We start from the raw sequence: 24,126 nt of genomic DNA on the forward strand, positions 1-24,126 counted from the left end.
CAAGGTTATCAGCGCATGAAGCGTCATCTATACAGAGAACATCTGCTCGCGGCCCGGTCGCCGCTCCCCCCGGCAGCGCTGGCGCTGTTGGGTACGCTGGCGGCGCCGAACGGGGTCGCCGGGGATTATTTCAACCCGGCGTTTTTGTCGAGCGAACCGGGCGCCGTTGCCGATCTCTCGCGCTTTGAGGGCAACGGCCAGGCGCCCGGCACCTATCGCGTAGACGTCTGGCTGAACGGCACGTTTCTCGCGACCCGCGATGTCACGTTTAATGCCCGCCCGCAGGCCGCCGCGAAGGCGAAGCAGGCGGATGATACCGGCCTCGCGGCGTGCCTGACGCCGAAGGCGCTGGACGCCATGGGCGTCAACCTGCAGGCGTTCCCGCCGCTTGCCGGCGCGAAACCGGACAGCTGCGTGGATATTGCCGCGGCGATCCCGGCGGCCGCGGCGGCGTTTGATTTCGAACACCAGCAGCTGAACCTCAGCGTTCCGCAGGCGGCGATGCGCAACAGCGCCCGCGGCTATATTCCGCCGGAGCAGTGGGATGAGGGGATTAACGCGCTGCTGTTCAACTACAGCTTTACCGGCTCTAACAGCAGCGACCGCAGCGAAGGCGGGACGGCGGACAACAGCTACTTCCTCGGGTTGAACAGCGGGCTGAACCTGGGGGCCTGGCGCCTGCGCGATTACTCGACCTGGAACTATGACAGCAGTAGCGAAGACGGTAAAAGCGACTGGCAGCACATCAATACCTATGCGCAGCGCGACGTTATTCCGCTTAAAGGCGAGCTGACGCTGGGCGATAGCTATACGCCATCCGACGTGTTTGACAGCCTCGCCTTTCGCGGCGCGCAGCTGGCGTCGGATGACAACATGCTGCCGGACAGCCTGCGAGGCTTCGCGCCGACCCTTCGCGGCATCGCCAAAAGCAATGCCCAGGTCACCGTGAAGCAGAACGGCTACACCATCTACCAGAGCTATGTGCCGCCCGGGCCGTTTGCGATAAACGATCTCTACCCGACCTCCTCAAGCGGCGATCTGACCGTTGAGGTGAAAGAGTCCGACGGCAGCACCAGCAGCTACACCGTTCCGTACTCTGCGGTGCCTATCCTGCAGCGCGAAGGGCGGGTGAAGTACGCGATGACCGCCGCGCAATACCGCAGCAACGGCGACCAGCAGGAGGATGTGAACTTCGCTCAGGGCACGCTTATCTGGGGGCTGGCGCACGGGATGACGGTGTACGGCGGCGCGCAGCTGTCGGAGGACTACACGGCGCTCGCCGTCGGTTCCGGCGTCAATATGGGCGACTACGGGGCGCTGTCGATGGATATCACCCAGGCGACCAGCACCCTGGCGGACGACAGCACCCACCACGGCTCCTCGGTGCGCTTTCTGTACGCCAAATCGCTCAACGACTACGGCACCAATTTCCAGCTGCTCGGCTACCGCTACTCCACGTCCGGGTTCTACACCCTGGAGGATACCGCCTATAAGCATATGGACGGCTACGTGGTGCAAACGGAAGATGGCGACGTCAGCAAAACGCCGGACTGGACGGATTATTACAACCTGTACTACACCAGGCGCGGCAAGGTACAGATCAACGTTTCGCAGCAGCTGGATGGCTATGGTTCGGTGTTTATTACCGGCAGCAAGCAGAGCTACTGGCATACCGATGAGACCGATACGCTGCTGCAGCTTGGCTACAGCGGCACCTGGGACGGCATCTCGTACAGCGTAAGCTACAACTACAGCAAAGCGCCGGATGCGCCGCAGGGCGATCAGATCTACGCCGTTACTCTCTCTTTGCCGATCGGCCAGTGGCTGCATCCGGCGACCGACGTGACCCAGAGCAGCCACAGCGCTTACGCCACCTGGAGCATGAGCACCGACAAGCACGGCAACGCCACGCAGAACGCCGGGGTCAACGGCACGCTGCTGGCGGACAACAACCTGAGCTATAGCGTGCAGCAGGGCTATCAGAATCACGGCAGCGGCGCCAGCGGCACCGCCAGCGCAGAGTACGACGGCGCTTACGGCAAGGCCAGCGTCGGCTACAACTACAGCAGCAACGGCGACTATCAGCAGGTCAACTACGGCCTGAGCGGCGGCGTTGTCGCCCACCGCAACGGCATTACCCTGAGCCAGCCGCTGGGCGATACCAACGTGCTGATCGCCGCCCCTGGCGCCAGCGACGTCAGCGTGGAGGAGCAGCCCGGTATCCATACCGACTGGCGCGGTTACGCCGTGGTGCCCTACGCCACCACCTACCGCCAGAACCGCATGGCGCTGGATACCAACTCCCTGAGCGACAAGATGGATATTGACGATGCGGTGACCAACGTGGTGCCGACCCAGGGAGCGCTGGTGCGCGCCGCCTTTAACGCCCGCGTCGGCGAGCGGGCGCTGCTCACGCTGATGCACAACGGCAGGCCGGTGCCGTTCGGCGCGGTTGTCACCCGCAGCGACGGCGGCGGCGACACTATCGTCGGCGACGGCGGTGAAACCTACCTGTCCGGCCTGACGGCGCAGGGCTCCCTGACGGCGCAGTGGGGCGACGGCGCGGCGAAGCAGTGCACCGCAAACTACCACATACCCGAAAGTAATCAGCCTCTGGTGCGCCAGAAGGTGGAGTGTTCATAACATGAGAACGTCTGTTGTTTTATTTTTCGTACTGTCGGCATTGCTGACCGAAAAGAGCGTCGCGGCGGTCTGCAGCAATGCCAGCGGCAGCCCCACCCAGGTCAGCTACGACCTGACGTCGACGCTCACCAAGGACCAGAACCAGCCGGGGCAGGGGACGCAGCTGGTGAAAAGCCAGGACGTCAATATTCAGGCGGTGTGCCCGTCGGGCTCGTCCTCCGATAACAGCACCTACCGCTCCTATGTCACTAACTTTCCTGTTGTCGATACCGATGGCAGCTGGCAGTACCTGCGTCTGGACCCGGACTATATTGAAGGGGCGATGAAGATTCACGACTCCTCCGCTGGTGATTTTTACCCTCCGGTGAAATATACCCATATGGGCGTCGACAGTAACGTCAATCAGGGTAAACCGTTTAACGTTCGCGACTCGAACCTGATTTTTAAAATCAGGATCGTGAAGTCGTTTATCGGCACCGTCACTATTCCCCAGCAGGTCATGTTTAACGTGTATGTAACCACCCATAGCGGCGATCCGTTATCCACCGTGGTTTATCAGATTACCTACAGCGGCACGATTACCGTGCCGCAGAGCTGCGAAATCAACGCCGGGCAAACGGTGCTGGTGGATTTCGGAACGCTCTACAGCGGCGATTTCAAAAACGCCGGACAAAAGCCGGACGACGCGCCGGTAAAAACCTTCAATGTGCCCATCCAGTGCAACGGCAGCATTAACTATCCCGCTAACCTGACGCTGCGCGTCCAGGCCACGGCGGACGCCCATTTTACCCAGGCCGTCGCCTCGGATAACGCCGACGTTGGCGTGGTCATCGCCGACCCGGGCGGCAAGGTGCTAACGCCGAACGACCTCAACAGCAATATTCCATTTACCACCGATGCTTCCGGGAAGGCGAACGTCAGCCTGCAGGCGTACCCCATCAGCACGACGGGGAAATCGCCCGCGGAAGGCGTCTTTACGGCGCTGGCGTTCCTGCGCGTCGACTTTGCGTAAATCAGGTGAAGATGATGAAAAGTTACGTCTTATCAGGTCTGTGGCTCTGCGGGGCGTTTGCGGCCCATGCCGATGACGGCAGCTATAACCTGAAGCTTACCGGCACCATTGTGGCGGAAACCTGCAATGTGGATGCGTCAAGCGAGACGCAGACCGTCAGGCTCGGGCAGTTCTCCACCGCCGATTTCCCCACCGTCGGCTCGACCTCCCGGTCTGCGCCGCTGCCGATTACGCTGACGGGCTGTACGCAGAATATTACCGGAGGGCAGGTGTGGTTTACCGGCACCGCCGATAGCGACGACCCGTCGCTGCTGGCCCTTTCCGATACCGGAATGGGCGCCGACGCGCAGATGGCGACGGGCGTGGCGGTGCAGATCCTCGACGGCAGTCAGTCTCCGGTCAGTATCAATAACACCCATTCTGCGGTGTACCCGCTGCACGCGGGAGATAACGTCCTGACCTTCAACCTGCGCTACATGTCGACGAAAAGCCAGGTAACCGCCGGGAACGCCACCGCGGTGATGTACTTTGACCTTCAGTATCAGTAAGGGGCCAGCATGAAACGGTTTGCTTTAGCGGCTTGCGTAAGCCTGGCGATGATGGCGCAACCCCAGGCGCACCAGGGAACGGTGTACGTCACCGGCACGATTACCGATAACACCTGCGCCGTATCGCCGGATTCGAAAAACCTGACCGTGCCGATGGGCGATGTCTCCAGCAAGCAGTTTTCCCGGGCGGGCGACGGCTCGCGCTATGAGCCTTTCGTCATCAACCTTGAGAAATGCGGCGGCGCGGCCAGCGGCGTCACCGTTCATTTCGCAGGGACGTCAGACAGCAGGAATCCGGCGCTGCTGGCGCTGACCGGCGGCGCGGGGTATGCCGCCGGCGTTGGCGTGGGGATCTACAACCCGGATAAGTCGCTCATCCCGTTGGGCGCAGAGAGCGGCAATACGCCGATCTCGCCCAACCAGGCGACGGTCGCCCTGCACTTTTACGCCCGCTATATCGCCGATGGCGACAGCGTCGCCGCCGGTACCGCGAATGCTTCCGCCACGTTTGTCCTTACCTATGCGTGACCGCTCGCTGATTTTTCCGCTGCTGCTGTGCCTGGCGGGGGCGTTGCTGCTGTTCAGCGCGATAGTGCAGGCGGGGGTGGTGATCGGCGGCACCCGCTTTGTGTATGCCGGGGGGCAAAAATCGATAAGCGTTTCAGTACGCAACAAATCGCAGGCGCCGTTTCTGGTTAACGCCCGGGTGGCTACGGGCGGCGAGTGGCAGGGCGTGGCGCAGGCTGATGGCGGGGCCGCGCCGTTTGTCGTCACGCCGCCGCTGCTTGTTATCCAGCCGCAGCGGGAAAATATCATCCGGATTATCTATACCGGCGGGCCGCTGCCTGCGGATCGCGAAAGCCTGTTTACCCTCAGTATTGCCGCCATTCCCGCCAGTAAGGCGCAGGCCAACAGCGTGCAGCTGGCGGTGCGTTCGGCGCTGAAGCTGATTTATCGCCCGACCGGGCTTAAGGGGGATGCGGCGTCGGCGTACAGCAACCTGCGCTGGCGGCGGGACGGCGCGGCGCTGCGGGTCAGCAACCCGGGGCCGTATTACGTCACGCTGTTTCAGCTCAGCATCGCCGGGAAAAGCCTGGACAATGCGGGCGTCGTCGCGCCCTTCGGGGAGCGTCGCTTTAGCGGCTGTCCGTCTTCTCAGCCCTGCCGGATTCGCTGGCAGTCGATCAATGATTACGGCCGGGTTATGCCGCCGGCAGCCGCCTTACTTCAACCGTCAGGCCGCTGATCGTGCAGCAGAGGTGACGCAGTCCGCATCGGCGGGCGAGCGCAGTACAGGAGGGGGTTCGGGAAAACAGACCCTCTCCGGTGAAGGAGAGGGTCAGGTGAAGGCGTCTTACGCCTGCTCCACGCTGATGCGCATCGCCGCGAGGGCAAAGCGCGCCGCTTTCAGCACATGCTCACACTGCTCAACGGTCAGCGTCAGCGGCGGCTCAATGCGGATGGTTTTCGCGTTGTTCAGGGTACCGGCGACCAGCACGTGCTGGCGGAACATTTCGCTGGCAAAGCTGTAGCCAATCTCGTTATCGACAAACTCGATGGCCATCAGCATCCCTTTACCGCGCGCCTCCTGGACCAGGTCCGGGTATTCACGGGCCAGAACGCGGAAGCCGTCCAGCAGCATATCGCCTTTCTGCTCCGCTTGCGCAGGCAGGTTCTCTTCCAGCAGAACGTGGATAGTCGCCAGCGCCGCCGCACAGGCCAGCGGGTTGCCGCCGAAGGTGGTGGTGTGCAGGAACGGATTATCGAACAGCACCGAGAACACCTCTTCGGTCGCCACGGTCGCGCCAATCGGCATCACGCCGCCGCCCAGCGCCTTCGCCAGGCACAGAATGTCCGGCTGCACGTTTTCATGCTCGCAGGCAAACATCTTGCCGGTGCGGCCCATGCCGGTCTGCACTTCGTCGAGGATCAGCAGCACGCCAAACTCATCGCACAGCTTACGCACGGCGGGCAGGTATCCCGGTGGCGGCAGGATCACGCCGCCTTCGCCCTGGATGGGCTCAAGGAGCACCGCCGCGACGTCGTCGCCGGTCTTCTTGCATTCGGTCAGCACTGAGCGCATGGCGCTGATATCGCCAAACGGAATGTGACGGAAGCCCGGCAGCAGCGGCATGAACGGCTTACGGAAAGTGGATTTCGCCGTGGCCGACAGCGCGCCCAGCGATTTACCGTGGAAAGCGCCGCTGGTGGCGACAAAGGTAAATTTCCCGCGCGGAGACTGATACGCCTTGGCGAGCTTAATCGCCGCCTCGACCGATTCCGTGCCGCTGTTGCAAAAGAAGCTGTACTTCAGCTTGCCCGGCGTCAGCGCCGCCAGCGTTTTCGCCAGCATTGCGCGAAGCGGATCGAGAAGTTCCTGGCTGTGAAGCGGTTGTTTTTCGAGCTGATGCTGTACGGCGGAAACCACAGCTGGATTACGGTGCCCTACGTTGAAAATACCAAATCCACCCAGGCAATCGATGAACTCCTGTCCCTGAGTGTCGACAAGCGTGTTCAAACTTCCCGCCTGCCACTCTACGGCTCCGTAATCCCCGCCTGCTGTTACAGATTTTCGGTACTCAAGAAACCCCGGATTCACATGCTCCTTAAAATACTCTTTGACCTCCTGATTCAGTGCTTTCATTTCCTCATGAGACAGCGTTTGTTTCTCAATGAGACTCAGTGCGTGCGCGCTGCAGGCTAACGCTGAGGCGCTGGAAGGTAACCTGTTCAAAGTATGCTCCTGGGCATCGCGTATCACATGATACTGGTTTAAGTATTGCAGGGATTACGCCAGTCCGGAGCGAAGCGAGAAAATCGGGATAAACGCCAGGTAGATATTATATGTAACAATATTTAATCATTTCGTTAACATTGTTGCAGGTTTTACTCCTGCCGCCTCAGCATAAACGCGGCGATTGGGCGAAAGAGATGCATCATCGTGGTGCAATGGCCGCACCTGCGGAGGGAAAGCGCACAAATTATAAGGTTTAAACGCAAATTGCGATCTACATCAAATTTAACAACTAAAGATAAACTGTTTATCGCCGAAATAACAATAAGCCAAAGAATAAGTAACTTAACAACCTGCATAGGACGCACGTATGTCTTCCCATCCCTACGTCACTCAGTGTGATTATGCGCTCGATGATGACACCACTCTCATGTCCACCACCGATCTGAATAGTTACATCACCCACGCCAACGACACCTTTGTGCAGATAAGCGGCTACCGGCTCGACGAGCTGACCGGGCAGCCGCACAATCTGGTGCGCCACCCGGATATGCCGAAAGCGGCATTTGCCGACATGTGGTACACGCTGCAAAAGGGCGAGCCGTGGAGCGGCATCGTCAAAAACCGCCGAAAGAACGGCGACCACTACTGGGTGCGCGCCAACGCGGTGCCGATGGTGCGCGACGGCAAAATCAGCGGCTATATGTCGATTCGCACCAAAGCGCAGCCGCAGGAAATTGCCGCCGTTGAGCCGCTCTATAAGGCGCTGAATGACGGCCGCTGCAATAAGCGGGTGCATAAAGGGCTGGTGGTCAGCAAGCGCTTCTGGGGAAAACTGCCGGCAATGCCGCTGCGCTGGCGGACGCGCTGCGTGATGGCCGCGCTGTACGCGCTGCTGGCGGCGTCGCTGCTGGCGACTGGGGCGCACTGGCTGTCGCTGCTGGTCAGCGCGCTGATGCTGGCGGTGGGAACGCTGATTTTTGAATGGCAGATTGTGCGTCCGGTCGAGAACGTGGCGCGCCAGGCGCTGAGCGTCGCGACCGGCGAGCGCAACAGCGTTGAGCACCTCAACCGCAGCGATGAGCTGGGGCTGACCCTGCGCGCCGTCGGGCAGCTCGGGCTGATGTGCCGCTGGCTGATTCACGACGTATCGGGGCAGGTGGCCAGCGTCCGCCAGGGCAGCGATACCCTGGCGAAAGGCAATGACGACCTGAATGAGCGCACGCGCCAGACGGTGGTCAACGTTCAGCAGACGGTCGCGACCATGAGCCAGATGGCGACCTCGGTGCAGAACAATTCGGCAACCGCCGCCGCTGCCGATAAGCTCTCTATTGCTGCAAGCGACGCCGCGACCCACGGCGGGCAGGCGATGCAGACGGTGGTGAAAACCATGGACGACATCGCCGACAGCACCCAGCGCATCGGTTCGATCACCGCCCTGATTAACGACATCGCGTTTCAGACCAATATTCTGGCGCTGAACGCGGCGGTGGAGGCGGCGCGTGCCGGCGAGCAGGGCAAAGGGTTTGCGGTGGTGGCCGGTGAGGTGCGCCATCTCGCCAGCCGCAGCGCTAACGCCGCCAACGACATCCGCAAGCTGATTGACGCCAGCGCCAGCAAGGTGCAGTCCGGCGCCGATCAGGTGCATGAGGCGGGTAAAACCATGGACGATATCGTCGAGCAGGTTCGCAACGTGACGCAGCTTATCGCGCAGATCAGCCACTCCACGTCGGAGCAGGCCGCCGGGCTGTCGGATCTGACCCGGGCGGTGGCGGAGCTGGACGCGATTACGCAGAAGAACGCCGGTCTGGTGGAGGAGAGCGCGCAGGTCTCCGCCATGGTGAAATACCGCGCCGGGCGGCTGCAGGACGCGGTAACCGTGCTGCATTAATCCAGTTGAGAGATATCCAGCGCCGCGCGGTCGATAATGCCGATTATCTGTTTGAGCTGCGCGTCGCTGAGCTCCTGCTGGTTAACCTTAAGATCCAGCACGGCCTTAAAGTTGTCCAGCGCGCGCTTCATCTGCGGATTTTTACGCAGCGCGTGGCCGACCATCCGCGCTTTCAGCCGCTCCTGAATATGCTTCAGATGCTCGTGGTGCGCCTCCAGCCACAGGCTGCCGTCATCGGTAATCGCAATTTTTTTACGTCCGCCGTCTTCCACATCAATAGTGATAAGCCCTTGATCCTGCAACAGCTCAAGGGTCGGGTAAATCACCCCCGGACTTGGGCTGTAGTTGCCCTGGGTGAGGTTCTCAATCTCTTTGATGAGCTCGTAGCCGTGGCTGGCGTTGCGGGTCAGGATATCCAGGATAACCAGCCGCAGCTCGCCGTGGCCGAAGAAGCGCTGGCGCCGTCCGCCGCCGTGCCCAGGCTCGCCGAACCCGTGTCCGCGCTCGCCAAATCCACGCCCGCCGCACGCCGGTTCATCACACCCGCGAGAATCATGTCCGAAGCCAAAACCGTGACGATGTCGCATCGTATTGCTCCTGTGTAATTTGATATATCTAATTTATATCTAAATTTTAAGATTTGCCAATAATGAGCTGCGACTATTTTTTAATTATTTGATTATATTGGTTTTATAGTGTTGCGTTAACCATTGTGGCGGTTATATCAAAAATTCGCTTGCTTTCCACTTAATTAGCAATCATTATCATTTGCGTCAAATTTAGATATATCTTTTTCTCTGCTTATGAGGGCGAACGATGACCGATTTAACCCAGGCGACCCGCTATCCACGGCGCGTGCGCAATGCGCTGCGTTTTCGCACGCTGACCGTCAGGCGCGTTGAGCGCATTAGCGCCTGTTTTCAGCGCGTGGCGCTGGGCGGCGACGCGCTGGAGGGGTTTTCCTCCTGCGGATTTGACGACCACACGAAGCTCTTTTTCCCGCCGCCGGGCCACGATTTTACGCCGCCCACGGTGACCGACGACGGTATCGAATGGGGAGAGGGCGTGCGTCCGCCGTCCCGCGACTACACGCCGCTGTATGACGCCGCCCGCCATGAGCTGGTATACGACTTTTTTATTCATGACGGCGGCGTGGCGAGCCAGTGGGCGCTGGCGGCAAACGTGGGCGATAGCCTGACCGTCGGCGGTCCGCGCGGTTCGCTGGTGGTGCCGGAAGACTATGCCTGGCAGCTGTACGTCTGCGATGAGTCCGGTATGCCTGCGCTGCGCCGTCGTCTGGAGGCGCTGCGCGCGCTGCCGACGCCGCCGCAGGTCAAGGCTATCGTGACCGTTGGCGATGCCGCCTGGCAGGATTACCTCGCCGACTGCGGGTTCGCCATTGACTGGGTCGTAGGGCACAGCGCGTCGGCGGTGGCCGCGCGGCTGGCGGCGCTCAGTGTGCCGCAGCAGGATTATTTTCTCTGGATAACCGGTGAGGGCGAGGCGGTGAAATCGCTGGTTACGCGCTATGAAGCGCAGGGCGTTGACCCGCAGCTGCTGCGCTACCAGGCGTACTGGCATCGCAAATAGCCCGCGCGGGGTTACGCCACTTCATCAAACCCGGATTCGATAATCTGTTTTTGCAGAGTGGCGATGGTGTTGGCGAGCGCTTTTTCCTGCTGGCGGAAATAGGCCTCCGGGTCGGACAGCGAGGAAATCAGCAGCCAGGCTCTCTCCCGCTCCAGGGCGCGCAGCTCCTGCAGCAGACCGGCGATTTGCTGCTTAATGGCGGTCATTTTCCGCTGCAGCAGCGTCAGGTCGTTGATAGCGTCGTGCGAGGTCAGCGGCTGCTGGCCGCGCATCAGGCGGGCCAGCAGGCTGCGAATGGTGGTGAGGTCGCCGCGCTGGCGCGCCTGGTTAAGCTGTACCATCATGTCGTTGGCCTGCGCTTTTAGCGCAGCGTCGACCAGGTCCGGATGGCAGAGCTTGCTGGCCTGTCGCCACAGCCGTTTCAGCTCCTGGCGGTCGGCCTGCGGCATGTTTTCCTGCAAATCGCGGCGCTGCTGCGCTTTTTGCTGCTGTTCGCGCCAGGTTTCATACTGCTCGCCCGCTTCGTCGCGGGCCGGGTCGACGGCGGGCTCGTCGCGACCTGTGCGCAGCTCCGCCTCCTGCCGGCGCAGCGTGGCTTCGGCCAGCGCTTTGCGCAGCCGCAGCACGTCGGTCATCAGCGGCCCGAGGCGCGACATATACAGGTCGTTAAATTCGTCCAGCCGGGCGATGCGCGCGTTGCGGGTGTCGAGCAGAGCGCACAGCTGCTGTTCCAGCGTTTTCAGCTCCAGCTTGCTGGCCGCGATGCGCGGGTCCTGCCAGTGAACCATAGCGCGCTGGTGCTGCAGCCAGGCGATAATATCGGCCATCGCCTCGCCGTAGCGCTGCTCTTCCAGCGCCAGCACGATAGCGAGCAGCGCGCCGTCCCGGGCGTCGTTTTTCAGGTGCGGCAGCTGGCTGGCGATGATGTCGGCATCTTCCAGTTCAATGGCGTTTTTGATGATTTCCAGTCGTTTGATGGGATTGCTCATGGGACGCCCGCTCAGACTCCATACCCTGCGATGGGTGGCAGATTACCATTCACGCCCCCGTGCTGCCAGCCGATAATTACATTACAAACCGCATTATTTCAATGCCTTAATCATTCAGCAGGAAATAAATCTTTAACGGAAATCCGCGTCCGAAAATGAGGGTTAAGCGCCGGTTTTCGCGCTTAACCCAGGCGGGATTACGCCAGCTCAAACGCCTGCAGCAGGTCGGCCTTCAGGTCGTTCACATCCTCAATGCCGACGGACAGACGGATCAGCTGCGGCGTAATGCCGTTGGCGAGCCGCTGCGCCAGCGGGATAGAGGCGTGGGTCATGCTGAACGGCTGGCTGACCAGGCTCTCCACGCCGCCGAGGCTTTCCGCCAGCGTAAAGAGCTTCAGGCGCCTGATAACCTGCGCGGCATAGCGCTCATCCCCGTTGACGATAATTGAGATCATCCCGCCCGGCAGCGCCATTTGCCGACGGGCCAGCGCATACTGCGGATGCGATTCCAGCCACGGAAACAGCACGCGCTCCACCTGCGGCTGCTGGGTAAGCCACTGCGCGAGCGCCAGGGCATTGCTGCTGTGGCGCTCGACGCGCAGGCTCAGGGTGCGAATGCCGCGCAGCGTCAGGAAGCTGCTGAACGGGTCGAGTACGCCGCCGACGGCGTTTTGCAGATAGCCGAGCTGCTGCGCCAGCGCGTCGTTGTCGCCCACGACCGCAAGGCCGGCAACCACATCCGAATGGCCGTTCAGGTATTTGGTGGCCGAATGCACCACGATATCAAACCCCTGGGTTAACGGCCGCTGGATAACCGGCGAGGCGAAGGTGTTGTCGACAACGCTAATCAGCGCGTGGCGGCGGGCGATAGCGGCGATGGCCGCCAGGTCCGCCAGCTTCAGCAGCGGGTTGGTCGGCGTTTCCACCCAGATCATCTTCGTCTGCGGGCGGATAGCGGCCTCCAGCCCGGCGAGATCGTCCGGCTTCACCCAGCTGACCTGCAGCCCGGCGCTGCGGCCGCGCACGTTTTCGATGAGCCGCCACGTGCCGCCGTAGACGTCGTCGACGGCGATGATGTGGCTGTCTTTATCCAGCAGCTCCAGCACCGTTGAGACGGCGGCAAGACCGGAGGCGAACGCGTAGCCGCGCTTACCGCCCTCGAGCTCGGCGATAGCGGTCTCCAGCGCGTGGCGCGTCGGGTTGCCGCTGCGCGAATACTCATAGCCGGTATGCTGCCCCGGCGCGGGCTGCGCGAAGGTGGAGGTGGCGTAAATCGGCGGCATGACCGCGCCGTACGCGTCGTTAAAGGTTCCGCTATGCACGCTTTGCGTGGCGAGGTTTTTCATGGTGCTTTCCTTATTGCTGTGGGCGGCGGTTGCGCCAGGCGGTTAAGACATCAGAGCGGGTAATGAGCCCTAAAAACTGGCGATCGTCGACGACGACCGCCACCTGGCCCCGGTCGAAAATGGCGTTCAGAGCCTGTTCCGGGGCGCGTTTATCCAGCAGTTCGACGCTGCGGGTCATGGCGGCGGTGACCGGCAGCGTGAAGCGTTCGCTGTCGCCCTGCACGTAGCGGACCAGATCCCACTCGTCGATGATGCCAACCACCTGACCTTCCTCCAGCACCGGGAGCTGTGAGATATCGTACAGCCGCATGCGGTTGAGCACTGCGGCCAGGGTGTCGTCAGGAGAGGCGGTGACCGTCGCGCCCTCGTCGTGGCGCAGGGCGATAAAATCGCTCAGGTCGCCGACGGCGGGACGGGAGAGCAGCCCCTGCTGGCGCATCCAGTCATCGTTGAACATTTTCGACAGGTATTTATTGCCGCTGTCGCAGGCGAAGGTGACCACCCGTTTCGGTGTGGTCTGGGCGCGGCAGTAGCGCAGGGCCGCCGCCAGCAGGGTGCCGGTCGACGACCCGGCGAGGATCCCTTCAACTTTCAGCAGCTCGCGGGCGGTAGCGAACGCCTCGCCATCGCCGATGCGAAACGCGGTGCGCACCTGCTCAATGTGCGCCAGCGGCGGAATAAAGTCCTCGCCGATCCCTTCGACCAGCCAGGCGCCGGGGTTGCCATAGCGTCCGGTTTCCACCCGATCGGCAAGAATGGAGCCTGCCGGGTCGGCCAGCACAAACTCCGTGGCCGGCGAGTGCTGGCGAAACCAGGCCTGCAGGCCGCCCAGCGTACCGCCGGAGCCGACGCCGACCACCACCGCATCAACCTGGCCGCCGAGCTGGTCGAACAGCTCCGGCGCGGTGGTGCTGGCGTGCGCCAGCGGGTTGGCGTCGTTGTTGAACTGATCGATATACAGCGCGTCAGGGATGCTTTTGCTCAGACGCAGCGCGTAGTCCTGGTAATAGGCCGGGTGGCCTTTGCCGACGTCAGAGCGGGTCAGCACCACCTGCGCGCCGAGCGCCCGCAGATGGAAAATCTTCTCACGGCTCATTTTGTCCGGCACCACCAGGATAAGCGAATAGCCCTTCTGCGCGGCAATCAGCGCCAGCCCCAGCCCGGTATTGCCCGCCGTGGCTTCAATTAGCGTGCCGCCGGGCTTGAGGCGGCCGCTTTTCTCCGCCTCGGTAATCATCGACAGCGCCACGCGGTCCTTAATGGAGCCGCCGGGATTCTGGTTTTCCAGCTTCAGGAACAGCTCGCAAACGCCGGTATCCAGCTTGTGCAGCTGGATTACCGGGGTGTGGCCAATCAGGTCCGTTACGGAATGATAGATAGTCATCAGATGTCGCTCTGTAGAGAGAAGATGACCCGATGGTAGGGCGGCGAAATTTTTCCGATAAAGAATTTTTCACTGCCTTTTAGCGCGAAAAGGAATATGACGTGCTGTTTTAGCGGTCGGGATGGCAAGCCGTACGGCAGTGTGGAAGTGTCGATGTCTGAATAGAGCAAAAAAGGCGTTTTTTTCGCCATTTTTGCCCTGTTGTATCCGTGCGTATGCCGTTTTCAGCATAAACATTGCCGATATTTTGCTAATGCGGAGCAAACCCCTGTGCGGGCGCTTTAGCGCTGAGAAGTATAACCATATTCCATTTATTTCTTTGAATTATAAGCCGCACTCCGGCTATCGTCTGGACGTCCATACTTCTGAATGTCCATAATAATGATTGTACTCGAGCGTATTAATAAAATTTTTGACCACGGCAAGACGCCCATTACCGCCGTGGACGACGTCAGTCTGCGCGTCGAAAAGGGGCAAATTTACGGCATTATCGGCTACAGCGGCGCGGGTAAGAGCACCCTGATTCGCCTGCTTAACGGCCTGGAAAAGCCGACGACCGGCAGCGTCACGATTAACGGCCAGCAGATCTCCGCCGCCAAAGGCGAGGCGCTGCGTCGGGCGCGGCTGAAGATAAGTATGGTGTTCCAGCACTTTAACTTGCTGTGGTCGCGTACGGTCAGCGAAAACATCGCCTTTTCAATGCAAATTGCCGGCGCGCCGAAGGCGCAGATCGCCGCCCGCGTGGCGGAGCTGATTGCGCTGGTAGGGCTGACCGGGCGCGAGAGGGCGTATCCGTCCCAGCTTTCCGGCGGCCAGAAACAGCGCGTCGGGATTGCCCGCGCGCTGGCCAATAGCCCGGATGTGCTGCTGTGCGATGAGGCGACCTCGGCGCTGGATCCGCAGACCACCGATCAGATCCTTGAGCTGCTGCTCGACATTAACCGTCGTTTCGGCCTGACCATCGTGCTTATCACCCACGAGATGCACGTGGTGCGCAAAATTTGCGACCGCGTGGCGGTGATGGAAAACGGCAAAGTGGTGGAAGAGGGCGAGGTGATTCGCGTGTTCACCCACCCGCAGCAGGCGATCACCCGCCAGTTCGTGCGTCAGGTGAGCCAGTACGCGGACGACGAAGATTTTGACCCTGAGCTGACCCGCGACCTGCAGGGTAGCGTGATTAAGCTGACCTTTACCGGGCACAGCACCCACCGGCCGGTGGTCGGGGAGCTGACCCTGCGCTACGGCCTGCCGTTTAACATTCTGCACGGCAAGATGACCCAGACCGCCAACGGCGCGTTTGGCCAGCTGTGGGTGCACGTCAGCGCCAGCCAGGAGCAGCTCGCCAACATCCTTGCGGATCTTCAGCGTAGCGATATCGACGGCGAGGTGATTGCCCATGGCTGAACAATGGTTTCCTCATTTGCAGTGGGACCTGCTGCTGGCGGCGACCCAGGAGACGCTGTATATGACCGCGCTTGCCGGCGCGGCGACGTTTGTGCTCGGCATCACGCTGGGGCTGACGCTGTTCCTGACGGCGAAAGGCGGCCTGTTTCAGCACCGGACGGTGTACAGCGCTATCTCGCTTCTGGTGAACGTGTTCCGCTCGATCCCGTTCATCATCCTGATAGTTCTGCTGATCCCGTTCACCAAGGCCATCGTCGGCACCATTCTGGGAGCGGATGCGGCGCTACCGGCGCTGATAGTCGGCGCGGCGCCGTTTTACGCGCGGCTGGTCGAAATCGCCCTGCGCGAAGTGGACAAAGGCGTGATTGAGGCCACCCGTTCGATGGGGGCAAAACTGTCGACGCTGATTTTCCGCGTCCTGTTGCCGGAATCGTCTCCGGCGCTGGTGTCGGGGATTACCGTCACGCTGATTGCGCTGGTGAGCTACAGCGCAATGGCTGGGGTGATTGGCGCAGGCGGCTTAGGCAACCTCGCCTATCTGGAAGGGTTTCAACGCAACCATAACGACGTCACGCTGGTGGCGACGGTGACCATTCTGCTCATCGTTTTCATCATCCAGCTTGTTGGCGACGTCATCACTTCTCTTTTAGACAAACGATAATACTTTGGGGCCATACCATGAAAAAAACACTGACGTTGATTGCCGCAGCAACCCTGAGCGTACTGAGCGCCGCCTCCTGGGCCGATACCCTGACCGTGGGCGCCTCGAACGTACCGCACGCCGAAATTCTCGAGCAGGCGAAGCCGATTCTGGCAAAAGAGGGGATCGATCTGGAAATCAAGCGTTTCCAGGACTACATCCTGCCGAACACCGCGCTGGCGGGACGGGAAATTGACGCCAACTACTTCCAGCATATTCCGTACCTCAACAGCGTGCTGAAGGATCACGCCGGGGATAAAGAGTATGACTTCGTTAGCGCGGGCGCGATTCATATTGAGCCGATCGGCATCTATTCGAAAAAATACAAATCGCTGAAGGACTTGCCGGAGGGCGGCAAGATCCTGCTGCGCGACGCGGTGGCGGAAGAGGGGCGTATTCTCTCGATCTTTGAAAAAGAGGGCGTGATTACGCTGAAGCCGGGCGTTGATAAGGTGAAGGCGCGCATCAGCGATATCGTGGAGAACCCGAAAAAGCTGAAGTTCCTGCCGAACGTGGAGGCCTCTCTGCTGCCGCAGATGTATAAAAACAACGAGGGCGACGCGGTGGTGATTAACGCCAACTACGCCATCGACGCCGGTCTGGACCCGGTGCACGACCCGATTGCGGTCGAAAGCGGTGAAAATAACCCGTATGCCAACATCATTACCGTGCATCGCGGCGATGAGAAGAAAAAGGATATCGTTGCGCTGGTCAATGTGCTGCACTCCAAAGAGATTCAGGACTGGATCCGCAGTAAATATAAAGGCGCGGTGATCCCGGTGAGCAACTGATCACCGGCGCGCGTCCTCTGCGTGAGGCAGAGGGCGCGTTCCGCTGAAGACACTTCTTTACAGCATTACCATTGCCAAAACGCGCTCACCCTATAAGATAAGCCTCGTGAATAATTGAGGCCGATCATGATCAAGCGACAGCGAAAAGCCATTCTTCTTGTAGTCCTTGCCTGTCTGGTGGTGCTGGTATGCACCGCGCAGCGGATGGCGGGCCTGCACGCGCTGGTCATGAACGCCGCCGCCGTGACGCAGACCGCGTCGCCAACTCCGGACCGCGCCGAGGCGCCGGTTTCCCCCTGCGAGCTGAGCGCGAAGTCGCTGCTGGCCTCGCCGCCGGTGCTGTTTGAAGGGGCGATGGTCGCTATCGCGCTGCTGCTGGCCGTACTGGCGGCGATACCCTCGCGGCCTGTACGCCTCTGGCCTCCCCGCGTTATTTCCCCGCCCCGGCTACGGGTGCATCTACGATTATGCGTTTTCCGTGAATGAGCATTGGCCTGACAACTCAGGTTAATCAATCATTTATGGAGAATTTTCATGCATATTTTATTCAGGCGGCTGCTGGTCTGCCTGCTATGGTTATGGCTGCCCGTCAGCCAGGCCGCCGACAGCGGCTGGCTGCGCGCGGCCGATAATCAACACGCCAGCGTCAGGCTGCGCGCCCAGACGCAGGACAGCGGCGAAACGCGCCTGCTGCTGGATGTCGCCCTCGAAAAGGGCTGGAAAACCTACTGGCGTTCGCCGGGAGAAGGGGGGATTGCGCCCGCCATCGCCTGGGAGAAACCGCTGGCGGTTACGTGGCGCTGGCCGACGCCGCAGCGTTTTGAGGTGGCCGGGATTTCGACCCAGGGCTATCACGGCAACGTCAGCTTTCCGATGACGATAGCCGGCGCGCCGCCGGTGCTGAAGGGCGTGCTGACGCTTTCAACCTGCAGCAACGTCTGCATTCTGACCGACTATCCCTTCTCGCTGGATATGTCCACGCCCGCGGGAGACCGCTTTAGCTACGACTTTACCCGCGCCATGGGCACGCTGCCGCGCCCTGACGGTCTGACCTCGCAGCTTAGCGCGTCTTATGCGCCAGGCACGCTGACGGTGACCGCCGTGCGCAGCGCAGGCTGGCCGCAGCCGTCGCTGTTTTTCGACAGCATGGAGGATGTGGATTTCGGTCGCCCGACCTTTTCCGTGACGGGCGATACCCTCACCGCCACTGTGCCGGTCAGCGACAGCTGGGGCGACGCCGCGCCGGATCTCAGCGGCAAGCGCGTGTCGCTGGTGCTGGCGGACAGCGGTCAGGCGCAGGAGAGTACGGTTACGCCCGGCACAGGCTCGCCCGCGGCTGGCGTTTCGCTGGGCTGGGCGCTGCTGATGGCGCTGGCGGGCGGGCTAATCCTCAACGTGATGCCCTGCGTACTGCCGGTGCTGGCGATGAAGCTGGGCTCGCTGGTCCAGACCCGGACCGCGGAGCGCGGCGCGGTACGGCGGCAGTTTCTGGCCTCCGTCAGCGGCATTGTGGCGTCGTTCCTTGCGCTGGCGCTGATGATGACGCTGCTGCGGCTCGGCAACCAGGCGCTGGGCTGGGGCATTCAGTTTCAGAACCCGTGGTTTATCGGCGTGATGGCGCTGGTGATGGTGCTGTTTAGCGCCAGCCTGCTGGGCTTCTTTGAGCTTCGCCTTTCCTCCGGCGCCAGCACCTTCCTGGCGACGCGCGGCGGCAGCGGGCTGATGGGGCATTTCTGGCAGGGCGCCTTCGCCACGCTGCTGGCGACCCCTTGTACCGCGCCGTTTCTCGGTACCGCCGTGTCGGTGGCGCTGGTGGCGCCGCTGCCGCTGCTGTGGGGGATATTTCTGGCGATGGGCATCGGTATGAGCCTGCCGTGGCTTTTGATTGTCGCAAGGCCCGGGCTTGCGCTGCGACTGCCGCGCCCGGGACGCTGGATGAACGTCGTGCGTATCGTGCTCGGGCTGATGATGCTCGGATCGTCCCTGTGGCTGATAAGCCTGCTGACGGCGCACATTGGCCGCGGGCCGGTGCTGGGGCTGATGGCGGCGCTGGCGGCGTTGCTGTGGCTGGCGACGCTCTGGCGCTACCGCTGGCGTACGGCGCTGCGGGCGGGCGCGCTGGCGCTGGTAATTGCGGCGGCGGCTGGCGCGGTCTCCTGGCCTGACGGCTCAGAGACGTCGCGCGATCGGGTCAACTGGCGGCCGCTCAGCGAGCAGGCGATAGCCGATGCGCTGGCGAACCACCAGCGGGTCTTCGTCGATGTCACCGCCGACTGGTGCGTGACCTGTAAAGCCAATAAATACAACGTCCTGCTGCGTGATGACGTGCAGGATGCCCTCTCTGAACCGGATGTGGTCGCGCTGCGCGGCGACTGGAGCCGCCCTTCTGAAACCATCAGCCGGTTCCTGACCGCCCGCGGCAGCGCGGCGGTGCCGTTTAATCAGATCTATGGACCGGGGTTACCGCAGGGCCGCGTGCTGCCTGCGCTGTTAAGCCGCGAAGAGGTTATGACCACCCTGTCCGATGCAAAAGGAAAATAATGATGAAACTGTTGACTGCACTTCTCCTGCTCTGTTTTTCGGCGTTCAGCGTAGCGGCGCCCGCCGCCCCGGCGGCAGAGGACCCACCGCCAGCGGATTCCACGCAGGCGCAGCTGGAAGCGCTGCTGTTTAAAGATCCCAGCAGCCCGCGCATGGGGGCTGAGAAGCCGCGCCTGATCATCGTGACTTTCACCGATTACAACTGTCCGTACTGCAAGCAGTTCGATCCGATGCTGGAGAAGGTCGTGCACGATAACCCGGACGTGCAGCTTATCGTGAAGCTGCTGCCGTTCAAGGGGCAGAGCTCGGTCAACGCCGCGAAGGCGGCGCTGTCGACCTGGCGCCAGCAGCCGGAACGGTTCTGGCCGCTGCACCAGCGCCTGATGGCGAAGAAAGGGTATCACGATGACGCCAGCATCCTCGCGGCGCAGAAGAAGACCGGTACCGACGGCATCCGTGTGGATGAAAAAACCATGGAGCCGCTGAAGATGAACCTGATTTTGTCCCAGGTGCTGGGCATTCAGGGCACGCCTGCGACCCTGATCGGCGATCAGATGGTGGCGGGCGCTATCCCGCAGGATGAACTGGAGGCGCTGGTGAAAGAGCAGCTGGCGAAAGCGCGTGCGGGCTAAACTGCGCCGCTGGCTGCGTGAAATCCTCATGCTGCTGCTGATTGCCGCCGCGGCGATGTGGGCGATGGATACCCTGCGCAAACCCGCGCTGCCGCAGGGGTTTATCAGCACGCCACTGCATACGCTGGACGGCGAACAGGTTTTCCTGGCGACGCTGAGCCGCGAGCGGCCGTTGCTGGTTTACGTCTGGGCGACGTGGTGCGGGATTTGTCGCTACACCACGCCGTCCGTCGCAACACTGGCGCAAGAGGGCGGCAACGTGATGACGGTGGCGCTGCGTTCCGGCGATAACAGCACGCTGGAAAAATGGCTGTCACGCAAGGGATACGCGATACCCGTGGTTAACGACGCAACGGGTCAGCTTGCCCGTCAGTGGGATGTGCAGGTCACACCGACGCTATTGGTAATCGATAACGGCGAGGTGACCTCCATCACCACCGGCTGGACCAGCGGTTGGGGGATGCGTTTGCGGCTGTGGCTGGCATCGTGAAGCGGTAAATGGCGCTGGGCCTGTTCATTACGGGCCTGGCGTCAAAAAGGCAGTAGTAAAGTTTAGAAATAAACGGTCTGAAGCACGGAATGCTACGAAGCACGATAAAGGACAGTATACTTTATGAGCAGGTTAAATTTTGTACATGAGGTTGACGTGATGGATGATGCTGTACTGCATAGCGCAGGGTTAGACGAACTGTTGAGAATGCACCTGGACCGACACTTGCAGGGCGAAATACCGTACCTGCGGGCGCTGGAATTAGCCGTAGTGGAACTTAGCCGGGAAAACCGGGATATGAAAGCGCGACTGCTCGAATATTATAACGTGCAGGCTGGCGGACATTAATACCATTATTGTCATCGGCAGGGGCGGGACGTCCTTGCCGGCCGTGGAAATACACAAGTACAGATGACGGTAGCCTGGCGCTGGACGGGTTATATATCATTTCCTTTCTTCCTATTTAAAAATGTAATCATTATTAACATCCAATGCTACTCTGTTTAAAGTTAAACGGAACGTTTCCTGTTTTTTCTGAAAAAGATACGTTGGCGCTCGGCTGTTTTATGTGATTAATGTCGTTAAATATATCCTGATTCATTCATCATGGGAATGTTGAAAATAAATCGATCGGTTATGTCTATTATTCCTGTACGTAAAAATGCAATGAATTTCCGATTTTGGTTTTACAATTAAGCGAAGTGAGGTTATTCCTGGAGGGAAATAAAACCGTTAAAACATAGCGCCAATAAAATATTCTAAGGAAATTCTTATGCGCTATACATCCCGGTTGTCGCTATTATCACATTGCATTCTTTTATCGTTGACCTCTTTTGCCGTTCAGGCCAGCGCCACGACGCCATCCGTTCCCTGCGCCGGAGGTGATATAACGCAGACCTGCGGATTAAGCGTCTACACGGATAATAATTTCTATCAGGGAAGCGGTGATAAAGACGCGGTAATGGCGCAGGCGACCGCGACGAATATTTATATGGATGGCAACCGACGCGCTGGCGATACCCAGTCGCTTATCGTTAACGGTACGGATATGTCCGGGGCCTATATTCAGGCCAGCAAAGGGGGCACGGTTAACATCACCATGATCGACGGCGCCAGCGCGGATATGATCGAATCCGGAGATGCCGGACAGACAACCAATACCGCGATTACGCTTGACGACGCGGTGCTAAAGGGGGAAGACGATTCAATCGCTTACACTCCGGGAGATGCGGCGGGCGACAAGGCGTACATGATGGGCTCGGCGATTTTTATCGACCCGCTGGATGCCGGAAACCACAGCGTCGCAATTACCGACGGTAGCCTGGTGCAGGGGAGTATCGTGAGCGCAGGGGCCGGTGTGCAGACGATTGCGCTGAATAACAGTTCGTTGGTGAACGGAGGAATATATACCGGAAGCAATGCGTCAGCGACCACGATTGCCTTAACGAATTCGGTGCTGGACGCCAGCCAAAGTGAAATAGCGCAGCAGGCCGGGGAAATCGTCGCTGGGCTGAATGAAAAAGGCGTTGGACCTTTCAGCAATATAAATGTCCAGGAATATGATGACGTGGGTATTGCTGTGTACGGTAAATCTGCGATGGCGTTGAGCCTTAATAACAGTACGCTGACCGGCGATATTGCGCTGCTAAACGAAGGTAATGATGCAGGGCCGGGAAGTATCAGCGTGACGATGGCGAATAATACCACCGTTAACGGTGATATGACCCTGGTTGGCCAGTCCAGTAATACCATTACGCTTACCGACGACAGCACCCTGAATGGCGACGTCGATGCGGCGAATAATAGCGGCAATACCGCCCTCACTCTGGATAATTATTCTCGCATCAACGGCAATATCGCCCTCGGCAGCGGCAATGATACGGTGACGCTGACCCATGACTCGCAGGTGAACGGCGATGTGGATGCGGGCGCGGGCGACGATACGCTGTCAATGGATGAGGGCAGCACGATTAGCGGCCAGATTAGCGATTTTGAAACGGTGAATACGGCGGGCAATAACAATATTAAGACCGACGCCATCAATGATACCAGCACCTGGAACCTGCAAAACGGTTCTCAGCTTACCGCACAGGAGACGGGCAGCAATGTTCAGGTCAATATGAGCGCCGACAGCTATGTTGACCTGGGGACGGTGACCGGGACAAATGATGAGATCGTGGTGAACAGCGTAACGGCGGCGTCGGTGAACCAGCAGGATCAGGAGATTGGCACCTTCACAACGGCGGGGGATGCCCCTCAAACCGCGGCGGCGGCAGCGTTTAGCAACGGCGAGCAGCAGGTGGAGAGCCGCAGCGGCGCCTACAACTACAGCAACAGTCTGGACGTGGTTGCGGCGCAGAGCGCGCTGCTCACGGCCAGCGATACCCAGAGCTGGGACATTTTGTTCAGCAGCTCCCGCAGCTCGCTGGCAAGCGATGTTCAGGGGCTGATGGCCGGGCTGGACGCGGCGGAACAGGCAGGCCAGCTCATTACCGACGACATCGCCAACCACATGACGCAGATCCACCTGCAAAACCTGCGCGGGCACGTCGTCGGGGGCGCGCAGCTGTGGGGCGATTTCCTCTATCAGAACGGCGACGTCAGCGACGACGTTGATTACAACAGCATTACCCAGGGCGCGCAGGGCGGCGTGGACTGGACGATACCGCTCGCCAACGGCGACAGCCTTACCGCCGGTATGGCGTTAGGCTGGACCCGCAGCCGGGTTGAGGACAACAGCGGCGGCGAGAACCGCTTTAAGGATACCGTTTACGGCAATTACTACAGCCTCTACGGCGGCTGGCAGCAGGCGCTGCGCGATAGCCGCTGGGGGATGTTTATCGACGGCAGCGTCAGCTACGGCGACATGCGCTACTCGCTGTCGGCACAGAACGTTACCGGGAATACCAGCGGAATGACGGAGGCGCTCAGCGGCTCCACCCGCGGCGACCTGTACGTCGCACAGGCGCGTACCGGGGTGAATATCCTGCTGCCGGCAGAGACGGTGCTGCAGCCGTACGTCACGCTGGGGTGGGATAAAGCCGCTGCGGACGGCTACGCCGATAGCGAAATCGCGTTCAGCGATAGCCACGTCTCCTCATGGAACAGCAGCGTTGGTGTGCATCTCTCCACCACGGTGGCCTGTCTTGCGAAAAACACGACGCTGACGCCGTGGCTGGATATGCGCTATCAGGGACAGTTTAGCGATAACACCGATATCCGTGCGGCGGATTACCACAATACCGATGGTCATAACCTGTCGCTGGGGATTTTCGGCGCCGGGATCAGCGCCACGATCGCCCACTCGGTAGCGCTTAATACCGGGGTCTATTTCGGGACCGGCGATGTGGACAATAATGCCAGCGTTCAGGCAGGTATCAGCTACCGTTTCTGAAGCGAACACCCGGGTCACGCCGGGTGTTTTCAAAGGG

At 60.4% G+C, this 24,126-nt stretch carries 21 protein-coding genes; 16 read left to right on the top strand and 5 right to left on the bottom strand.

Annotated elements, in window-relative coordinates:
* Positions 1-15 precede the first annotated feature (15 nt).
* From ENTCL_RS03170 to ENTCL_RS03190, 5 genes are read left to right on the top strand one after another with little or no spacing between them, the layout of a single operon-like run.
* On the top strand, positions 16-2,643 hold the full coding sequence (locus tag ENTCL_RS03170) for a fimbrial biogenesis usher protein (RefSeq protein ID WP_013364661.1): 2,628 nt from the start codon (positions 16-18) through the stop codon (positions 2,641-2,643).
* Between the two features lies 1 nt (position 2,644).
* Positions 2,645-3,655, top strand: a complete 1,011-nt coding sequence (locus tag ENTCL_RS03175) for a fimbrial protein (RefSeq protein WP_013364662.1) — start codon at positions 2,645-2,647, stop codon at positions 3,653-3,655.
* Between the two features lie 11 nt (positions 3,656-3,666).
* Positions 3,667-4,203 carry a fimbrial protein gene (locus ENTCL_RS03180; RefSeq protein ID WP_044611878.1) on the top strand — a complete coding sequence of 179 codons (537 nt, stop codon included), beginning with the start codon at positions 3,667-3,669 and terminating at the stop codon, positions 4,201-4,203.
* Between the two features lie 9 nt (positions 4,204-4,212).
* Positions 4,213-4,731: a fimbrial protein gene (locus tag ENTCL_RS03185; protein WP_013364664.1), complete on the top strand. Its 519-nt coding sequence runs from the start codon at positions 4,213-4,215 to the stop codon at positions 4,729-4,731.
* Positions 4,724-5,449, top strand: a complete 726-nt coding sequence (locus ENTCL_RS03190; protein ID WP_013364665.1) for a fimbria/pilus periplasmic chaperone — start codon at positions 4,724-4,726, stop codon at positions 5,447-5,449. The genes ENTCL_RS03185 and ENTCL_RS03190 overlap by 8 nt, the downstream gene beginning before the upstream one ends.
* Positions 5,450-5,557: 108 nt before the next feature.
* Here the strand turns inward: ENTCL_RS03190 and ygjG are convergent, their stop codons facing one another.
* Positions 5,558-6,937 carry a putrescine aminotransferase gene (gene ygjG, locus ENTCL_RS03195; protein ID WP_013364666.1) on the bottom strand — a complete coding sequence of 460 codons (1,380 nt, stop codon included), beginning with the start codon at positions 6,935-6,937 and terminating at the stop codon, positions 5,558-5,560.
* A 370-nt stretch (positions 6,938-7,307) separates the two neighbouring features.
* Between ygjG and ENTCL_RS03200 the strand changes: the two genes are divergently transcribed.
* Positions 7,308-8,828 (top strand): methyl-accepting chemotaxis protein, encoded by a 1,521-nt coding sequence (locus ENTCL_RS03200; RefSeq protein WP_013364667.1) that lies wholly within the window; start codon positions 7,308-7,310, stop codon positions 8,826-8,828.
* On the opposite strand, the gene ENTCL_RS03205 is transcribed toward ENTCL_RS03200, so the two are convergent.
* On the bottom strand, positions 8,825-9,415 hold the full coding sequence (locus ENTCL_RS03205) for a PadR family transcriptional regulator (RefSeq protein WP_013364668.1): 591 nt from the start codon (positions 9,413-9,415) through the stop codon (positions 8,825-8,827). The two genes, ENTCL_RS03200 and ENTCL_RS03205, sit on opposite strands and share 4 nt — an antisense overlap.
* 229 nt (positions 9,416-9,644) lie before the next feature.
* Here ENTCL_RS03205 and ENTCL_RS03210 point away from each other — a divergent pair, with 229 nt between their 5' ends.
* Positions 9,645-10,418 carry a siderophore-interacting protein gene (locus tag ENTCL_RS03210; RefSeq protein ID WP_013364669.1) on the top strand — a complete coding sequence of 258 codons (774 nt, stop codon included), beginning with the start codon at positions 9,645-9,647 and terminating at the stop codon, positions 10,416-10,418.
* Between the two features lie 11 nt (positions 10,419-10,429).
* Here ENTCL_RS03210 and ENTCL_RS03215 read toward each other — a convergent pair whose 3' ends face one another.
* From ENTCL_RS03215 to ENTCL_RS03225, 3 genes are all read right to left on the bottom strand, one after another.
* Positions 10,430-11,407 (bottom strand): J domain-containing protein, encoded by a 978-nt coding sequence (locus tag ENTCL_RS03215; protein ID WP_013364670.1) that lies wholly within the window; start codon positions 11,405-11,407, stop codon positions 10,430-10,432.
* A 197-nt stretch (positions 11,408-11,604) separates the two neighbouring features.
* Positions 11,605-12,753 (bottom strand): trans-sulfuration enzyme family protein, encoded by a 1,149-nt coding sequence (locus ENTCL_RS03220; RefSeq protein ID WP_013364671.1) that lies wholly within the window; start codon positions 12,751-12,753, stop codon positions 11,605-11,607.
* 10 nt (positions 12,754-12,763) lie between these two features.
* Positions 12,764-14,137 (bottom strand): pyridoxal-phosphate dependent enzyme, encoded by a 1,374-nt coding sequence (locus tag ENTCL_RS03225; protein ID WP_013364672.1) that lies wholly within the window; start codon positions 14,135-14,137, stop codon positions 12,764-12,766.
* A gap of 381 nt (positions 14,138-14,518) precedes the next feature.
* On the opposite strand from ENTCL_RS03225, the gene ENTCL_RS03235 reads away from it, so the two are divergent.
* From ENTCL_RS03235 to ENTCL_RS03275, 9 genes are all read left to right on the top strand, one after another.
* A complete protein-coding gene (locus ENTCL_RS03235) occupies positions 14,519-15,541 on the top strand; it encodes a methionine ABC transporter ATP-binding protein (RefSeq protein ID WP_044611881.1) in 1,023 nt (340 codons plus the stop codon).
* Positions 15,534-16,202: a methionine ABC transporter permease gene (locus ENTCL_RS03240; RefSeq protein WP_013364674.1), complete on the top strand. Its 669-nt coding sequence runs from the start codon at positions 15,534-15,536 to the stop codon at positions 16,200-16,202. Before ENTCL_RS03235 ends, ENTCL_RS03240 begins: the two co-directional genes overlap by 8 nt.
* A gap of 17 nt (positions 16,203-16,219) precedes the next feature.
* The gene (locus ENTCL_RS03245) at positions 16,220-17,032 is read left to right on the top strand and encodes a MetQ/NlpA family ABC transporter substrate-binding protein (protein ID WP_013364675.1); all 813 of its coding nucleotides are present in this window, start codon (positions 16,220-16,222) and stop codon (positions 17,030-17,032) included.
* 126 nt (positions 17,033-17,158) lie between these two features.
* Entirely contained in the window at positions 17,159-17,518 is a 360-nt protein-coding gene (locus ENTCL_RS03250; protein WP_013364676.1) for a hypothetical protein, read from the top strand.
* Positions 17,519-17,566: 48 nt separating this feature from the next.
* Positions 17,567-19,573: a protein-disulfide reductase DsbD family protein gene (locus tag ENTCL_RS03255; protein WP_013364677.1), complete on the top strand. Its 2,007-nt coding sequence runs from the start codon at positions 17,567-17,569 to the stop codon at positions 19,571-19,573.
* Between the two features lie 2 nt (positions 19,574-19,575).
* Positions 19,576-20,205 carry a DsbA family protein gene (locus ENTCL_RS03260; protein ID WP_044611882.1) on the top strand — a complete coding sequence of 210 codons (630 nt, stop codon included), beginning with the start codon at positions 19,576-19,578 and terminating at the stop codon, positions 20,203-20,205.
* A complete protein-coding gene (locus ENTCL_RS03265; RefSeq protein ID WP_013364679.1) occupies positions 20,195-20,695 on the top strand; it encodes a protein disulfide oxidoreductase in 501 nt (166 codons plus the stop codon). Before ENTCL_RS03260 ends, ENTCL_RS03265 begins: the two co-directional genes overlap by 11 nt.
* A gap of 123 nt (positions 20,696-20,818) precedes the next feature.
* Positions 20,819-21,043, top strand: coding sequence for a hypothetical protein (locus ENTCL_RS03270; protein ID WP_044611883.1), 225 nt, complete (start codon positions 20,819-20,821; stop codon positions 21,041-21,043).
* Between the two features lie 424 nt (positions 21,044-21,467).
* A complete protein-coding gene (locus ENTCL_RS03275) occupies positions 21,468-24,089 on the top strand; it encodes an autotransporter outer membrane beta-barrel domain-containing protein (RefSeq protein WP_013364681.1) in 2,622 nt (873 codons plus the stop codon).
* Positions 24,090-24,126 lie beyond the last annotated feature (37 nt).

It is taken from the genome of [Enterobacter] lignolyticus SCF1 (assembly GCF_000164865.1).
Lineage (GTDB): Bacteria > Pseudomonadota > Gammaproteobacteria > Enterobacterales > Enterobacteriaceae > Enterobacter_B > Enterobacter_B lignolyticus.

Excerpts from the sequence above, each read along its gene's own strand:
- ENTCL_RS03170 (WP_013364661.1), top strand. The coding sequence starts at position 16 with ATGAAGCGTCATCTATACAGAGAACATCTGCTCGCGGCCCGGTCGCCG.
- ENTCL_RS03175 (WP_013364662.1), top strand. The coding sequence starts at position 2,645 with ATGAGAACGTCTGTTGTTTTATTTTTCGTACTGTCGGCATTGCTGACC.
- ENTCL_RS03180 (WP_044611878.1), top strand. The coding sequence starts at position 3,667 with ATGATGAAAAGTTACGTCTTATCAGGTCTGTGGCTCTGCGGGGCGTTT.
- ENTCL_RS03185 (WP_013364664.1), top strand. The coding sequence starts at position 4,213 with ATGAAACGGTTTGCTTTAGCGGCTTGCGTAAGCCTGGCGATGATGGCG.
- ENTCL_RS03190 (WP_013364665.1), top strand. The coding sequence starts at position 4,724 with ATGCGTGACCGCTCGCTGATTTTTCCGCTGCTGCTGTGCCTGGCGGGG.
- ENTCL_RS03200 (WP_013364667.1), top strand. The coding sequence starts at position 7,308 with ATGTCTTCCCATCCCTACGTCACTCAGTGTGATTATGCGCTCGATGAT.
- ENTCL_RS03205 (WP_013364668.1), bottom strand. The coding sequence starts at position 9,415 with ATGCGACATCGTCACGGTTTTGGCTTCGGACATGATTCTCGCGGGTGT.
- ENTCL_RS03210 (WP_013364669.1), top strand. The coding sequence starts at position 9,645 with ATGACCGATTTAACCCAGGCGACCCGCTATCCACGGCGCGTGCGCAAT.
- ENTCL_RS03215 (WP_013364670.1), bottom strand. The coding sequence starts at position 11,407 with ATGAGCAATCCCATCAAACGACTGGAAATCATCAAAAACGCCATTGAA.
- ENTCL_RS03220 (WP_013364671.1), bottom strand. The coding sequence starts at position 12,753 with ATGAAAAACCTCGCCACGCAAAGCGTGCATAGCGGAACCTTTAACGAC.
- ENTCL_RS03225 (WP_013364672.1), bottom strand. The coding sequence starts at position 14,137 with ATGACTATCTATCATTCCGTAACGGACCTGATTGGCCACACCCCGGTA.
- ENTCL_RS03235 (WP_044611881.1), top strand. The coding sequence starts at position 14,519 with ATGATTGTACTCGAGCGTATTAATAAAATTTTTGACCACGGCAAGACG.
- ENTCL_RS03240 (WP_013364674.1), top strand. The coding sequence starts at position 15,534 with ATGGCTGAACAATGGTTTCCTCATTTGCAGTGGGACCTGCTGCTGGCG.
- ENTCL_RS03245 (WP_013364675.1), top strand. The coding sequence starts at position 16,220 with ATGAAAAAAACACTGACGTTGATTGCCGCAGCAACCCTGAGCGTACTG.
- ENTCL_RS03250 (WP_013364676.1), top strand. The coding sequence starts at position 17,159 with ATGATCAAGCGACAGCGAAAAGCCATTCTTCTTGTAGTCCTTGCCTGT.
- ENTCL_RS03255 (WP_013364677.1), top strand. The coding sequence starts at position 17,567 with ATGCATATTTTATTCAGGCGGCTGCTGGTCTGCCTGCTATGGTTATGG.
- ENTCL_RS03260 (WP_044611882.1), top strand. The coding sequence starts at position 19,576 with ATGAAACTGTTGACTGCACTTCTCCTGCTCTGTTTTTCGGCGTTCAGC.
- ENTCL_RS03270 (WP_044611883.1), top strand. The coding sequence starts at position 20,819 with ATGAGCAGGTTAAATTTTGTACATGAGGTTGACGTGATGGATGATGCT.
- ENTCL_RS03275 (WP_013364681.1), top strand. The coding sequence starts at position 21,468 with ATGCGCTATACATCCCGGTTGTCGCTATTATCACATTGCATTCTTTTA.